The sequence below is a fragment of the Streptomyces sp. NPDC050759 genome (genome assembly GCF_044456945.1).
Classification (GTDB): Bacteria; Actinomycetota; Actinomycetes; order Streptomycetales; family Streptomycetaceae; genus Streptomyces.
The window spans coordinates 1-13,784 of the sequence record NZ_JBITGI010000037.1; the positions used below are offsets into that span (position 1 = coordinate 1).

Consider the following 13,784-nt stretch of genomic DNA (forward strand, 5'->3'; position numbering starts at 1 on the left):
GGTAACGGACGCCGGCCGCTGCGGGCGGACACCCCCCACCCCGTCCCCTTGCCGCCGTACGCGGCTTGCGGCCCGTCGTGGCGCGCGGTGCGGCAAACGGTCCGTCGTGGTGCGCGAGGTGGTCGACGGTCTGTCGTGGCGCGGGTGACTGCAACTCCCTAGGGGCGCGGGGAACTGCGCGACCGGCCCCCACCGGCCCGCGGCCGTGCTACGACATTACGGGGCACCCCCTACCGCGTTCTCTCAGATCCGGTCCAGCACCTGCGCCAGCAGTGAGCCCATCCGGGTTGCGCTGTCACGGCCCGCCTGGAGGACCTCCTCGTGGTTCAGGGGCTCGCCCGTCATGCCCGCGGCGAGGTTCGTCACCAGCGAGATACCCAGGATCTCCGCCCCCGCCTCGCGCGCGGCGATCGCTTCGAGGACCGTCGACATGCCCACCAGGTCCGCGCCGATGACGCGGGCCATGCGGATCTCGGCCGGGGTCTCGTAGTGCGGGCCGGGGAACTGGGCGTAGACGCCCTCCTCGAGGGTGGGGTCGATCTCCTTGCACAGGGCGCGCAGGCGGGGGGAGTAGAGGTCGGTGAGGTCGACGAAGTTGGCGCCGATGATGGGGCTGGTCGCGGTGAGGTTGATGTGGTCGCTGATCAGGACCGGCTGGCCGGGGCGCATGCCCTCGCGGAGGCCGCCGCAGCCGTTGGTGAGGACGATGGTCTTGCAGCCGGCGGCCACGGCGGTGCGGACGCCGTGGGCTACGGCGGCCACGCCGCGGCCCTCGTAGTAGTGCGTGCGGCCCAGGAAGACCAGGGCCCGCTTCTCGCCGATCTTGTACGAGCGGATCTTGCCGCCGTGTCCCTCCACCGCCGGCGGCGGGAAACCGGGCAGCTCGGTGACCTGGAGCTCGGCGTCGGGGGCACCGAGGGCGTCCACGGCGGGTGCCCAGCCGGAGCCCATCACGAGGGCGACGTCGTGGGTCTCGGCGCCGGTCAGTTCGCGCAGGCGCGCGGCGGCGGCGTCGGCGGCGCCGTGCGGGTCGCCCTGGATGTCGTCCGGAAGAAGAGATGCGTTCACGCGGATGAGGGTAGCCGGTTCGAGCCTACGCGCGTAGATGACAGAGCTGACGGGATGGCGATCGTTGTCTTGTCGTTTCCGGCCAACGGCGCTCAGCAGGGGCGCTTGCGGAGTTCCATGACGTAGTCGTGGGGCGCGCCCGCCGATTCCGCCGCGTCGGCCACCTCGCCCAGGTAGCGGGCGGAGGGCAGGCCGCCCTCGTAGCCGTTCAGGACGTACGTCCAGGCCTGCTCCTCGCCCTCCAGGGTGTGGACGCGGATGCGGGTGCGGCGGTAGATGTCCAGGCCCACGCCCTCCCAGCGGTCCATCGACTCGTCGTCGGCGGGCGCGATCTCGTAGAGCGCCACGAACACCTGGGAGAGGGGGTCCTCGACGATGGTCGCGAGGGCGCCCTCCCAGCCCATGTGCTCGCCCCCGAAGGTCAGCCGCCACCCGTTCAGCCACCCCGTGGCGCGCATCGGCGAGTGCGGGGCGCGGCGGGTCATCAGCCGCGCGTCGAGGTTGCCGGCGTAAGCGGCGTAGAGCGACATGGGTCGAGAGTACGGCAGCCCTCCCCGGCGTCTCTCCCGTAACAGTGGCATCTCGGGGCGGCCCCCGGGCCGTAGCACCGCGGGTCGTGCGGGACAATGGAGTACGTGACTCGGATCGTGATCATCGGTGGCGGACCCGGCGGATACGAGGCGGCCCTGGTGGCCGCCCAACTCGGCGCGGAGGTGACCGTCGTGGATTGCGATGGTCTGGGCGGGGCGTCGGTGCTGACCGACTGCGTGCCGTCGAAGACTCTTATCGCTACGGCCGAGGTCATGACGACCTTTGATTCGTCCTATGAGGAGCTGGGGATCATCGTTGCCGATGACACCCCACCCTTGGAGCAGGCCGCCCGGGTGGTCGGTGTCGACCTGGGGAAGGTCAACCGGCGGGTGAAGCGGCTCGCTCTCGCCCAGTCGCACGACATCACCGCCTCCGTGACGCGTGCCGGTGCCCGGGTGCTGCGCGGGCGTGGGCGTCTTGAAGGCATGCAGGCCCTGGACGGGTCGCGGAAGGTCGTCGTGCGGGCCGTCGACGGGAGCGAGGAGACGCTCATCGCGGATGCCGTGCTGATCGCCACCGGTGGGCATCCCCGTGAGCTGCCCGACGCCCAGCCCGACGGTGAGCGGATTCTGAACTGGACGCAGGTCTACGACCTCACCGAGCTGCCGGAGGAGCTCATCGTGGTCGGGTCCGGTGTGACCGGTGCCGAGTTCGCCGGCGCCTATCAGGCGCTCGGATCCAAGGTGACGCTCGTGTCGTCGCGGGACCGCGTGCTGCCCGGGGAGGACCCGGACGCGGCGGCGGTGCTGGAGGACGTCTTCCGGCGGCGTGGCATGAACGTCATGGCGCGCTCCCGTGCCCAGTCCGCCAAGCGGGTCGGGGACCGGGTCGAGGTCACACTGGCGGACGGGCGGGTCATCAGCGGGTCGCACTGTCTGATGGCCGTGGGCGCCATTCCGAACAGCGCCGGGATGGGCCTTGAGGAAGCGGGCGTCAAGCTGCGTGAGTCCGGGCACATCTGGACCGACAAGGTGTCCAGGACCTCGGCTCCCGGTGTGTACGCCGCCGGTGACGTGACGGGCGTCTTCGCACTGGCCTCCGTCGCCGCCATGCAGGGGCGTATCGCCATGTACCACTTCCTCGGTGACGCGGTGGCCCCGCTGAACCTGAAGACGGTCTCGTCGAACGTCTTCACCGACCCGGAGATCGCCACCGTCGGCTATTCGCAGGCAGACGTGGACGGCGCCAAGATCGACGCCCGGTCCGTGAAGCTCCCGCTGCTGCGCAACCCGCGCGCGAAGATGCAGGGCATCCGCGACGGCTTCGTCAAGATCTTCTGCCGGCCGGGGACCGGGATCGTCGTCGGCGGTGTCGTCGTCGCGCCCCGCGCGTCGGAACTGATCCATCCCATCTCGATCGCGGTCGACAACAATCTGACGGTCGAACAGATCGCGAACGCTTTCACCGTTTACCCCTCCCTTTCGGGGTCGATCGCCGAGGTGGCACGGCAGCTGCACACGCGCAAGGAGACCGGGGGAGCCTGACGGCCGAAAGCGATTCCTGCCTGGTCACAGGGAGTTGCCGACCATTCGCGCGGCATAGGCGGGGCGATTAGGCCCTATACCACTTCCCGGCCAGCTGTGCGAACATCTTCTGCTATTCGGCGCAAACAGCTGAAAGCAGACGGTCGTTGGCGTTACTGTCAGTTTCGTGTTCGCTGCAGAACGTCGCCAATTGATCCTCGAAATGGTGCGAGCCAACGGGGCTGTATCGCTCCGTGAGCTCGCCCGCGTCGTCCAGACCTCCGAAGTGACCGTACGGCGGGACGTGCGCGCACTGGAGGCAGAAGGACTCCTCGACCGCCGGCATGGCGGTGCGGTATTGCCGGGCGGGTTCACGCGAGAGTCCGGCTTTCCGCAGAAATCGCATCTCGCGACCGCCGAGAAGACGGCCATCGCCGATCTCGCCGCGGGCCTCGTAGAAGAAGGCGAGGCCATTGTGGTGGGGGCGGGTACCACCACCCAGGAGCTGGCGCGCCGACTCGCCCGGGTTCCCGGGCTGACCGTCGTGACCAATTCCCTTCTGGTGGCCCAGGCGCTCGCCCATGCCAACCGGGTGGAGGTCGTGATGACCGGCGGCACCCTTCGCGGTTCCAACTACGCCCTCGTGGGTTCGGGGGCGGAACAGTCGCTCCAGGGGCTCAGGGTCTCGCGGGCCTTCCTCTCCGGGAGCGGGCTCACCGCCGAGCGCGGTCTTTCCACCTCCAACATGCTCTCCGCGTCCGTGGACCGGGCGCTGGTGCAGGCCGCCGCGGAGGTCGTGGTCCTCGCCGACCACACCAAGCTCGGTACGGACACGATGTTCCAGACCGTGCCGACGGACCTCATCACCCGGCTGGTCACCGACGAGCCCCCGGCCCACGACGACCGGGCCGCCACGGAACTCCAGGCGCTCGCCGACCAGGGGGTGCAGATCGCCGTGGCCGGCGCGTCGGGAGCACCGGGGGGTGATCAGGTCCCGGCGCGGCAGCAACAGCGCCGGGACGTGCCCCTGCCGGGACCCCGCCGCGGTCAGGCCCCCTCGCCGGGCCCCGGCCTCCGAACGGCCACGGCCCTGGGTGACCCGATGCCGGGTGCGGAGCGAGCACGGGTGGCGGATCTTCGGCGACGCTGAGGCGCCTCGGGGCGGCTTGAGGGACGGGGCCGTGGCCTGCGGCGGCTGTGCGGGTGGGTGCCGTGCGGGTTCGGTGGGGGCGGGCGTCGTGCGCCCACGCGGCGGAGCCGCATATGGACACAGCCCCGCGCCCCTGAATGCCTGCGGCGGCCCGTTCCGGTTCGTCGGGGACCGGGGAAGCGAGGCGCCCCGCGGACCGACTGCTTCGGGTCCGCGGGGCGCCTCGGGAGTCGTACGACTGCTCAGTCCTTGATCTCGCAGATCGCCGCGCCCGAAGTGATCGACGCGCCGACCTCCGCGGACAGGCCCTTGATGGTGCCGGCCTTGTGCGCGTTGAGGGGCTGTTCCATCTTCATCGCTTCGAGGACGACGACGAGGTCGCCCTCCTTGACCTCCTGGCCCTCCTCGACGGCGATCTTGACGATCGTGCCCTGCATCGGGGAGGCGAGGGTGTCACCGGAGGCGACCGGGCCGGACTTCTTGGCCGCGCGGCGCTTGGGCTTGGCCCCGGCGGCGAGGCCGGTACGGGCCAGCGACATGCCCAGGGAGACCGGCAGGGAGACTTCCAGGCGCTTGCCGCCGACCTCGACGACGATCGTCTCGCGGTCCGCGTCCTCGTCGGCCTCGGTTTCGGTGGGGGCGGCGAAGGGCTTGATGTCGTTGACGAACTCGGTCTCGATCCAGCGGGTGTGGACCGTGAACGGGTCACCGGAGCCGGTCAGCTCCGGGGCGAACGCCGGGTCGGTGACCACCTTGCGGTGGAAGGGGATGGCGGTGGCCATGCCCTCGACCTGGAACTCCTCCAGGGCGCGGGCGGCGCGCTGGAGGGCCTGCTCGCGGGTGGCGCCGGTGACGATCAGCTTGGCCAGCAGGGAGTCCCACGCGGGGCCGATGACGCTGCCGGACTCGACACCGGCGTCCAGGCGGACGCCCGGGCCGGACGGCGCCTCGAAGCGGGTGACCGTGCCGGGCGCGGGCAGGAAGCCCCGGCCCGGGTCCTCGCCGTTGATGCGGAACTCGAAGGAGTGGCCGCGCAGTGCGGGATCGCCGTAGCCGAGCTCCTCGCCGTCGGCGATGCGGAACATCTCGCGCACCAGGTCGATGCCGGAGACCTCCTCGGTGACCGGGTGCTCCACCTGGAGGCGGGTGTTGACCTCGAGGAAGGAGATCGTGCCGTCCATGCCGACCAGGAACTCCACCGTGCCGGCGCCGACGTAGCCGGCCTCCTTGAGGATGGCCTTGGAGGACGCGTACAGCTCGGCGACCTGGGCGTCGGACAGGAAGGGCGCCGGCGCCTCCTCGACCAGCTTCTGGTGGCGGCGCTGCAGCGAGCAGTCGCGGGTGGAGACGACGACCACGTTGCCGTGGGTGTCGGCCAGGCACTGGGTCTCCACGTGGCGCGGCTTGTCGAGGTAGCGCTCGACGAAGCACTCGCCGCGGCCGAACGCGGCGACCGCCTCACGCACGGCGGAGTCGTAGAGCTCGGGGACCTCTTCGAGGGTGCGGGCCACCTTCAGACCGCGTCCGCCGCCGCCGAAGGCGGCCTTGATGGCGATCGGCAGGCCGTGCTCCTTGGCGAAGGCGACGACCTCCTCGGCGCCGGAGACCGGATCGGGGGTGCCGGCCACCAGCGGGGCGCCGGCCCGCTGGGCGATGTGCCGGGCGGCGACCTTGTCACCGAGGTCGCGGATGGCCTGCGGGGGCGGGCCGATCCAGATCAGGCCCGCGTCCAGGACCGCCTGGGCGAACTCGGCGTTCTCGGAGAGGAAGCCGTAACCGGGATGGATGGCGTCCGCGCCCGACTCGCGCGCGGCACCCAGGACCTTGTCGATGTCCAGGTAGCTGGTGGCCGGGGTGTCACCGCCCAGGGCGAACGCCTCATCCGCAGCGCGGACATGCAGAGCGTCCCGGTCCGGGTCGGCGTACACGGCCACGCTCGCGATACCGGCATCCCGGCAGGCCCGGGCAACGCGGACAGCGATTTCGCCACGATTGGCGATGAGCACCTTGCGCACGATTGAGGCTCCCTCCTTGAAACAAGCCGAGTTTAGGGACTGCCGACACGTCTCTTCGACCCATCCCCTGTGGTGAGCTTCCCCACACGGAGCGTGATGCGGGGCTTGCTCGACCCGCGAAATCCCTTGTCGCACCTCGTTACGCAGGACTCCTCCCGGAAACCCTAGCCCTCCTCTGTGGCCAAGGTCTCTGTGAGAGCGTGCTGCGGACCACTCCGTTTCTTTGTGGAGTCCCTACGAATGGCCCAATGAATCTTTGCCTGCGGCCGAACCCTTGTCCCGGGGTTTACCCGTTAGTAGCGTTCGCGCTGTAGTGAACGTACGTCTGGTATCCAGAGGACGGCTCGAAAGTGGGTGGGGACCGGTGATCCGCAGGCCGGTGGCGTGGGTCGTGGCGGTCGTTCTCTTCGCCGAGGCTCTCGGCGTGGCGATGCTGAACTGGGTCATGGGCAATCTCGTCGACGCGCAGAACATGTCGCTGGCCGGTCTGGACCCGGACGCGATGGCGATGTCCTCGAAGATCGGCGGGGTCGTCTTCGGCCTCTACTTCGCGCTGTGCGCGCTGGTCGCCCTGCTGGTGGCGGTGCGCGACCGGCAGCCCGCCGGGCTCGGCCGGGTCCTGCTGATCAGCGCGGCCGTGGTGCACGGCTTGCTGGGCGCGGCCGCCTGGTCGCTGATCGGCAGGCCCCAGTTCTTCTTCATGATCGTGATGCTCGGGCTGATCGTGCTCGTGCTGGTGACCTACGACGGGCAGCCGGGGCCGGTCGCGGCGGAGCCGCAGGACGCGCGGGGTCCGGCTGGCCCCGAGGGACCCAAGGAGCCGGCGAGCCCTCAGGGGGCCGGCGGCTCGCCGGTCACGACTCCGCAGGCGCCCACAACTCCGTGATGCCGACGCCGAGCTCGGCCAGCAGTCGGCGCAGCAGCGGCAGGCTGAGGCCGATCACATTGCCGTGGTCGCCGTCGATGCCCTCGATGAACGGGGCCGAGCGGCCGTCCAGGGTGAACGCCCCCGCGACATGGAGGGGTTCGCCGGAGGCGACGTAGGCGGCGATCTCGTCGTCGGTCGGGTCGCCGAAGCGGACGACGGTCGAGGCGACACCGGAGACGTACCGGCCGCTCGTCGTGTCGTAGACGCAGTGGCCGGTCTGCAGGGTGCCCGCGCGCCCGCGCATGGACTTCCAGCGGGCCGTCGCCTCCTCGGCGTCGGCCGGCTTGCCCAGTGCCTCGCCGTCCAGGTCGAGCACCGAGTCGCAGCCGATCACCAGAGCACCCTTGACCTCGGGCCTCGCGGACACGACGGAGGCCTTCGCCTCGGCGAGGGCGAGCGCGAGATCGGCGGGGGTGGGGGCGGTGACGGCGTCCTCGTCGACCCCGCTCACGAGCACCTCGGGGGTGAGGCCGGCCTGCCGCAGCAGGTTCAGGCGAGCGGGTGACTGGGAGGCGAGGACGAGTCGGCGGCGCGGCTGGTCGGTCATGCGGTCAGCGTAGTCCGATCACCATCATCGCGAGCACCATGGCCAGCGCCAGGAAGATGCTCAGGCGCCGGAGCATCTCCTGCGTGTCGCGCAGTTCCTTGGGGGGTTCGTTCTCGGGGTCGGACCACAGCATGGTTTCCAGCGTGCGGCGATTTCGCGGAGGGCGCCTGAGTACGCGTACTCAACTTCTCCGGGGCTGGGCCGCCCCTACCCCGGCCAGTAGGTGCGCGCCCATGAGGTGGGCCCTGGCTGGGGCAGGCGGTGGCCCGCGATCCGTGCCGGGTCGGACCACGCGGCGCTCTGCTCCTCGGCGCCGGACGGCGTGTCCGTCGCCGCCGCGGCGCGGGCCCGGACCACCGCCAGGGCGGCGGCGAGCTCCTCTGGAGTGGGGTTACCCCGTACGACCTTGATGTTCATGACGGCTCCCGGCAGGGCTAGAGGGGGATGTTGCCGTGCTTCTTGGGGGGCAGGGTCTCGCGCTTGGTGCGCAGCTGGCGCAGGCCCCGGACGACGTGGCGGCGGGTGTCCGACGGCATGATCACGGAGTCGATGTAGCCGCGCTCGGCCGCGATGTAGGGGTTGAGGAGGGCGTCCTCGTACTCCTGGATCAGGCGGGCACGGGTCGCCTCCAGCTCTCCGGCCGCCTCCGCCTCCGCGATCGTGCGGCGGTGCAGGATGTTGACCGCGCCCTGGGCGCCCATCACGGCGATCTGGGCGGTCGGCCAGGCGAGGTTGAGGTCCGCGCCGAGGTGCTTGGAGCCCATGACGTCGTAGGCACCGCCGAAGGCCTTGCGGGTGATCACCGTGATGAGGGGGACGGTGGCCTCGGCGTAGGCGTAGATCAGCTTGGCGCCGCGGCGGATGATGCCGTCGTGCTCCTGGTCGACGCCGGGGAGGAAACCCGGTACGTCGACGAAGGTGATCACCGGGATGTTGAAGGCGTCGCAGGTGCGGACGAAGCGGGCAGCCTTCTCGGACGCGGTGATGTCCAGGCAGCCGGCGAACTGCATCGGCTGGTTGGCGACGATGCCGACCGGGTGGCCCTCGACCCGGCCGTAGCCGGTGAGGATGTTCGGCGCGTACAGCGGCTGCGTCTCGAAGAACTCGGCGTCGTCCAGGATGTGCTCGATCACCGTGTGCATGTCGTACGGCTGGTTCGCGCTGTCCGGGACGAGCGTGTCCAGCTCGCGGTCCTCGTCGGTGATCGCGAGGTCCGCCTCCTCCGGGTAGACCGGCGGCTCGGAGAGGTTGTTGGACGGCAGGTACGACAGCAGCTGCTTGACGTACTCGACGGCGTCCTTCTCGTCCCCGGCCATGTGATGGGCCACGCCGGACACCGAGTTGTGGGTGCGGGCGCCGCCCAGCTCCTCGAAGCCGACGTCCTCACCGGTGACCGTCTTGATGACGTCGGGGCCGGTGATGAACATGTGCGAGGTCTGGTCGACCATGACCGTGAAGTCGGTGATCGCCGGGGAGTACACGGCCCCGCCGGCGCAGGGACCGACGACCAGGCTGATCTGCGGGATGACACCGCTCGCGTGGGTGTTGCGGCGGAAGATCTCGCCGTAGGCGCCGAGGGAGGCCACTCCCTCCTGGATACGGGCGCCGCCGGAGTCGTTGATGCCGATGACCGGACAGCCGGTCTTCAGCGCGAAGTCCATCACCTTGACGATCTTCTGGCCGTAGACCTCGCCCAGCGCGCCGCCGAAGACGGTGAAGTCCTGGGAGAACACGGCGACGGGGCGGCCGTCGACCGTGCCGTAGCCGGTGACGACACCGTCGCCGTAGGGGCGGTTGTTCTCCAGACCGAAGTTGGTGGAGCGGTGCCGGGCGAACTCGTCCAACTCGACGAAGGAACCCTCGTCGAGGAGGAGCTCGATGCGCTCACGGGCCGTCAGCTTGCCCTTGGCGTGCTGCTTCTCGACGGCGCGTGCGGAGCCGGCGTGCGTCGCCTCGTCGATACGACGCTGGAGATCCGCGAGTTTGCCCGCGGTGGTGTGAATGTCGGTCGCTTCCGGCTCGGACATCGGGATCGCGGCTCCCTGCCTGCTCAAAAGGGGGGACGGTTACTCATCCGTAGAGTAGTGGTGCCCTTCGGAATCAGCAGTGCGGCGTTTCACACACCTAGGGTGGCTTGCATGACGCCGCGAGATGTTTCAGGAGACGACAGCCGTTGGTCGGACCTCGACCGGCCGCCCCTCAACGCGGCCGCGCTGCGCCGCGGGCTGGTGCGGGAGGGCGGGCTGTGGTCCGGGATCGAGGTGGTGGCCGGCACCGGCTCCACCAACTCCGACCTGGTCGCCCGCGCCGCCGCGGGCAAGGCGGCCGAGGGCGCGGTCCTCGTCGCCGAGGAGCAGACCGCGGGGCGGGGCCGCCTGGACCGCCGGTGGACCGCGCCGCCGCGGTCGGGCCTGTTCTTCTCCGTTCTGCTGACGCCCGGTGATGTGCCGGTGGCCCGCTGGGGCTGGCTGCCGCTGCTGACGGGGGTGGCGGTGGCGACGGGGCTGTCACGGGCCGCGGGTGTCGATACGGCCTTGAAGTGGCCCAACGACCTGCTCGTGACCGTGGGCGGCGAGGAGCGCAAGGCCGGCGGAATCCTCGCGGAGCGGGCGGGTGAGGGCGGCGTCGTCGTGGGCGTGGGCATCAACGTCTCGCTGCGGGAGGAGGAGCTGCCGGTCCCCGGCGCGGGGTCGCTGGCGCTGGCCGGAGCCGTGAGCACGGACCGGGATCCGCTGCTGCGGGCCGTACTGCGTTCCCTGGAGGAGTGGTACGAGCGGTGGCGGGCGGCGGCGGGGGACCCGACGGTGAGCGGGTTGCAGGAGACGTATGCGGCGGGGTGCGCGACGCTGGGAAGGACGGTGCGGGCGGAGCTGCCGGGAGATCGTTCGCTGGTGGGGGAGGCGGTGGCGGTGGACGGCGACGGCCGCCTGGTGATCGCGACGGAGGAAGGGGTACAGGAGCCGGTGGGCGCGGGAGACATCGTGCACCTACGACCTGCGTAGGCATTGACACCCCAGGGGCGCGGGGCTGTGTCGATCAGCGGCTCCGCCGCGTGGGCGCGACCAGCCACGACGCCCCCGCAGACGACCGAAGACATCAGCCACCCACGGTCTTCCCGCTCCACCTGACGGAGTGAGGACGTGAGCTACCGCACACCTGCCGTACAGTTGAGGCCGGTCGATACCTGACCGTGACAGATCGGAAGGGCAGCAGGCGTGACCGCAGACGACACGGGCTCCGGCGCGGACGCGACCCCGCACCCGCTCGCCGTGCGTCTCGAGCAGCTCATCCTCGGCGCGGAGCGGCGCTACACCCCTTTCCAGGCGGCCCGCACCGCCGGTGTCTCCATGGAGCTGGCCACCCGCTTCTGGCGGGCGATGGGCTTCGCCGACGTCGGCCAGGCCAAGGCGTTCACCGAGGCGGACGTCCTCGCACTGCGCCGGCTCGCCGGTCTCGTCGAGGCGGGGCTGCTGAGCGAGGCCATGGCCGTACAGGTGGCGCGGTCCACCGGGCAGACCACCGCCCGGCTCGCCGAGTGGCAGATCGACTCCTTCCTGGAGGGCCTGACCGAGCCCCCGGAACCCGGCATGACCCGCACCGAGGTGACCTACCCGATCATCGAGCTGCTCCTGCCCGAGCTGGAGGAGTTCCTCGTCTACGTCTGGCGCCGCCAGCTCGCCGCGTCGGCCGGCCGGGTCGTGCAGGCCGCCGACGACGAGGAGATGGTCGACCGGCGGCTGTGCGTCGGCTTCGCCGACCTCGTCGGGTTCACCCGGCTGACCCGCCGTATGGAGGAGGAGGAGCTCGGCGAGCTCGTCGAGGCCTTCGAGACCACCGCCGCGGATCTGGTGGCCGCGAGGGGCGGCCGGCTCATCAAGACCCTCGGCGACGAGGTGCTGTACGCCGCCGACGACGCGGCCGTCGCCGCCGAGATCGCCCTGCGGCTGATCGAGACCATGGCGAACGACGAGACCATGCCCGAGCTGCGCGTCGGCATCGCCTTCGGCACGGTGACCACCCGTATGGGTGATGTCTTCGGTACGACGGTGAACCTCGCCTCCCGGCTGACCTCGATAGCTCCCCGCGACGCCGTCCTCGTCGACAGCGCCTTCGCCGAGGAGTTGATCCGCCACGGCGAGGCGCCCGCCTCCGAGGCCGAGGCGGCCGAGGCCGCGGCCACCGCCGAGAAGGAGGGCGAGGAGCCGCCGACGTACCGCTTCGCGCTCCAGCCGATGTGGCAGCGGCCGGTGCGTGGGCTGGGCGTCGTCGAGCCGTGGCTGCTGACCCGCAGGGACGGGGCGCCTTCCTAGTTTTAGCCGCGCTGCTGTACGCACAGGCCGATGATCGGGACGCAGAGGCCGGGTGCGGGTGCGGGTGCGGGTGTGGGTGCGGGCGCGGGCTGGGTCGTGTGAGTGGGCTGTGGCGTGGATGTCGGTGGCGGTGGTGCCGGTGGTGGCGGGGCCGTGGTCGGCGGCGGTGCGTGGGGCGTCGTGGAGGCCGTGGGGGGCGGTTTCGGTGCCTGGGTGTTCGGGGCGTCCGGGGTCGTCGTGAGGGGTAGGGGCACGGCGGTTGCGGACTCCGTCGCGGAGATCTCGCCCATTGCTCTGGTCGACGACGGGTTCGCCTGCGGGACGGAGTCCACGGTTGCGGCGTTCGTTGCCCGGTCCTTGTCCGTGCCCGGGGCGGCCTGGGGGCCCGTCTCCGTCGCGCCGAAGCCGCCGACTCCCGCGTCGGGGGTCAGCCGTACGAGGCTCAGGGCGCCGGCGGCGAGGGCGAGGCCGCCCGCTGCGAGCAGGACCTTGCGGGGGCGGGGCTTGCGGTGGCGGCCGCGTGGTCCGAAGAGGCGGGTGGTGGTGTCGGTGCGGGTGCCGGCGCCGGTGCCGGCGCCGGTGCCGACCGCCAGTCCTGTCGTCGCCGTCATGCTTCCTCCCCCGTGCGTCGTGGCGGGGCGCACGTTATGCGCTGCTGTGGGCGGTGGGTGGGGAGTTGGGTGGGATGTCACTCGTACGGGGTGTCGGGTGGGTCGGCGGGAACCTTTCGCGGTGGGGGTGGGGCTGCGATGATCGGAGCGTTCTTGTTAACCCGCGTTAACCGGGAGGGTGTCATGGGTGAGGAGCGGTTCGGGGAGTTCGTGCTGGTGCGGCGGCATGGGGAGGGGCATGTCGCCGAGCTGGTTCTCGATCGGCCCAAGGCGATGAACGCGGTCTCCACGGAGATGGCACGGTCCCTCGCCGCCGCCTGTGCCGCGCTGGGGGGTGATGAGGGGGTCCGGGTTGTCGTGGTGACGTCCACGCATGAGCGGGCGTTCTGCGTCGGGGCGGATCTGAAGGAGCGGAACTCCTTCACTGACGCGGAGCTGCTGCGGCAGCGGCCGGTGGCTCGGGGGGCGTACACGGGGGTGCTGGAGTTGCCTGTGCCGACGATCGCCGCGGTGCACGGGTTCGCGTTGGGCGGGGGGTTCGAACTGGCGCTGTCGTGTGACCTGATCGTGGCCGACCGTACGGCGGTGGTGGGGTTGCCGGAGGTGTCGGTGGGGGTGATCCCCGGGGGCGGGGGGACGCAGTTGCTGCCTCGGCGGGTGGGGGCGGCGCGGGCTTCGGAGCTGATCTTCACCGCGCGGCGGGTGGAGGTGGAGGAGGCGCAACGGCTGGGGCTGGTGGATCAGCTGGTGGACGCTGGGGAGGACCGGGCGGAGGCGCTTGCGCTGGCGACTCGGATCGCCGCGAACTCGCCTGTGGGGCTGCGGGCGGCGAAGCGGGCGCTGCGGCTCGGGCAGGGGCTGGATCTGCGGGCCGGGCTCGAGGTGGAGGACGCGGCGTGGCGGGCGGTGGCGTTTTCGGGGGATCGGGCGGAGGGGGTGGCGGCGTTCAATGAGCGGCGGGCTCCGCGGTGGCCTCCGGCGGTTTGACGGGTGTGCGTGCGGGGTGGGTGGGGGCGGGCGTTTTGCGCAGTTCCCCGCGCCCCTTTGTGCCTGCGGCGGCCCGTTTCGGCTCCGGTGGGGGCTTGTGTAGCGCGTGCGGGT

At 71.1% G+C, this 13,784-nt stretch carries 14 protein-coding genes; 6 read left to right on the forward strand and 8 right to left on the reverse strand.

Translation table 11 applies throughout. The features are described 5' to 3' along the window. Nucleotides 1–243 precede the first annotated feature (243 nt). Complete coding sequence (locus tag ACIBJB_RS47235) at nucleotides 244–1,068, reverse strand: purine-nucleoside phosphorylase (protein ID WP_398940352.1); 825 nt, start codon at nucleotides 1,066–1,068, stop codon at nucleotides 244–246. Nucleotides 1,069–1,160: 92 nt separating this feature from the next. Beyond that, nucleotides 1,161–1,598 carry a gamma-glutamylcyclotransferase gene (locus ACIBJB_RS47240; RefSeq protein ID WP_266521562.1) on the reverse strand — a complete coding sequence of 146 codons (438 nt, stop codon included), beginning with the start codon at nucleotides 1,596–1,598 and terminating at the stop codon, nucleotides 1,161–1,163. Nucleotides 1,599–1,694: 96 nt separating this feature from the next. Here ACIBJB_RS47240 and ACIBJB_RS47245 point away from each other — a divergent pair, with 96 nt between their 5' ends. Further along, the gene (locus ACIBJB_RS47245) at nucleotides 1,695–3,143 is read left to right on the forward strand and encodes an NAD(P)H-quinone dehydrogenase (RefSeq protein ID WP_398940353.1); all 1,449 of its coding nucleotides are present in this window, start codon (nucleotides 1,695–1,697) and stop codon (nucleotides 3,141–3,143) included. Between the two features lie 166 nt (nucleotides 3,144–3,309). Beyond that, nucleotides 3,310–4,272 carry a DeoR/GlpR family DNA-binding transcription regulator gene (locus tag ACIBJB_RS47250; RefSeq protein ID WP_398940354.1) on the forward strand — a complete coding sequence of 321 codons (963 nt, stop codon included), beginning with the start codon at nucleotides 3,310–3,312 and terminating at the stop codon, nucleotides 4,270–4,272. 242 nt (nucleotides 4,273–4,514) lie between these two features. Here ACIBJB_RS47250 and ACIBJB_RS47255 read toward each other — a convergent pair whose 3' ends face one another. Beyond that, nucleotides 4,515–6,287, reverse strand: a complete 1,773-nt coding sequence (locus tag ACIBJB_RS47255; RefSeq protein WP_398940355.1) for an acetyl/propionyl/methylcrotonyl-CoA carboxylase subunit alpha — start codon at nucleotides 6,285–6,287, stop codon at nucleotides 4,515–4,517. 364 nt (nucleotides 6,288–6,651) lie between these two features. Here ACIBJB_RS47255 and ACIBJB_RS47260 point away from each other — a divergent pair, with 364 nt between their 5' ends. Further along, complete coding sequence (locus tag ACIBJB_RS47260; RefSeq protein ID WP_398940356.1) at nucleotides 6,652–7,173, forward strand: hypothetical protein; 522 nt, start codon at nucleotides 6,652–6,654, stop codon at nucleotides 7,171–7,173. On the opposite strand, the gene ACIBJB_RS47265 is transcribed toward ACIBJB_RS47260, so the two are convergent. From ACIBJB_RS47265 to ACIBJB_RS47280, 4 genes are all read right to left on the reverse strand, one after another. Continuing rightward, a complete protein-coding gene (locus ACIBJB_RS47265; protein ID WP_398940357.1) occupies nucleotides 7,142–7,762 on the reverse strand; it encodes a nucleoside triphosphate pyrophosphatase in 621 nt (206 codons plus the stop codon). The genes ACIBJB_RS47260 and ACIBJB_RS47265 overlap by 32 nt on opposite strands. 4 nt (nucleotides 7,763–7,766) lie before the next feature. Beyond that, a complete protein-coding gene (gene mmpB, locus ACIBJB_RS47270) occupies nucleotides 7,767–7,895 on the reverse strand; it encodes a morphogenic membrane protein MmpB (RefSeq protein ID WP_328640589.1) in 129 nt (42 codons plus the stop codon). 74 nt (nucleotides 7,896–7,969) lie between these two features. Continuing rightward, on the reverse strand, nucleotides 7,970–8,179 hold the full coding sequence (locus ACIBJB_RS47275; RefSeq protein WP_398940358.1) for an acyl-CoA carboxylase epsilon subunit: 210 nt from the start codon (nucleotides 8,177–8,179) through the stop codon (nucleotides 7,970–7,972). A 17-nt stretch (nucleotides 8,180–8,196) separates the two neighbouring features. After that, nucleotides 8,197–9,789, reverse strand: coding sequence for an acyl-CoA carboxylase subunit beta (locus tag ACIBJB_RS47280; protein WP_398940359.1), 1,593 nt, complete (start codon nucleotides 9,787–9,789; stop codon nucleotides 8,197–8,199). Nucleotides 9,790–9,900: 111 nt separating this feature from the next. Here ACIBJB_RS47280 and ACIBJB_RS47285 point away from each other — a divergent pair, with 111 nt between their 5' ends. Then, entirely contained in the window at nucleotides 9,901–10,764 is an 864-nt protein-coding gene (locus ACIBJB_RS47285) for a biotin--[acetyl-CoA-carboxylase] ligase (RefSeq protein ID WP_398940360.1), read from the forward strand. Nucleotides 10,765–10,977: 213 nt separating this feature from the next. Further along, nucleotides 10,978–12,072 carry an adenylate/guanylate cyclase domain-containing protein gene (locus ACIBJB_RS47290; RefSeq protein ID WP_398940361.1) on the forward strand — a complete coding sequence of 365 codons (1,095 nt, stop codon included), beginning with the start codon at nucleotides 10,978–10,980 and terminating at the stop codon, nucleotides 12,070–12,072. A 2-nt stretch (nucleotides 12,073–12,074) separates the two neighbouring features. Here the strand turns inward: ACIBJB_RS47290 and ACIBJB_RS47295 are convergent, their stop codons facing one another. Then, complete coding sequence (locus tag ACIBJB_RS47295) at nucleotides 12,075–12,683, reverse strand: hypothetical protein (RefSeq protein ID WP_398940362.1); 609 nt, start codon at nucleotides 12,681–12,683, stop codon at nucleotides 12,075–12,077. Between the two features lie 183 nt (nucleotides 12,684–12,866). Between ACIBJB_RS47295 and ACIBJB_RS47300 the strand changes: the two genes are divergently transcribed. Further along, nucleotides 12,867–13,670, forward strand: a complete 804-nt coding sequence (locus ACIBJB_RS47300; RefSeq protein WP_398940363.1) for an enoyl-CoA hydratase/isomerase family protein — start codon at nucleotides 12,867–12,869, stop codon at nucleotides 13,668–13,670. The last annotated feature ends 114 nt before the right edge of the window (nucleotides 13,671–13,784 follow it).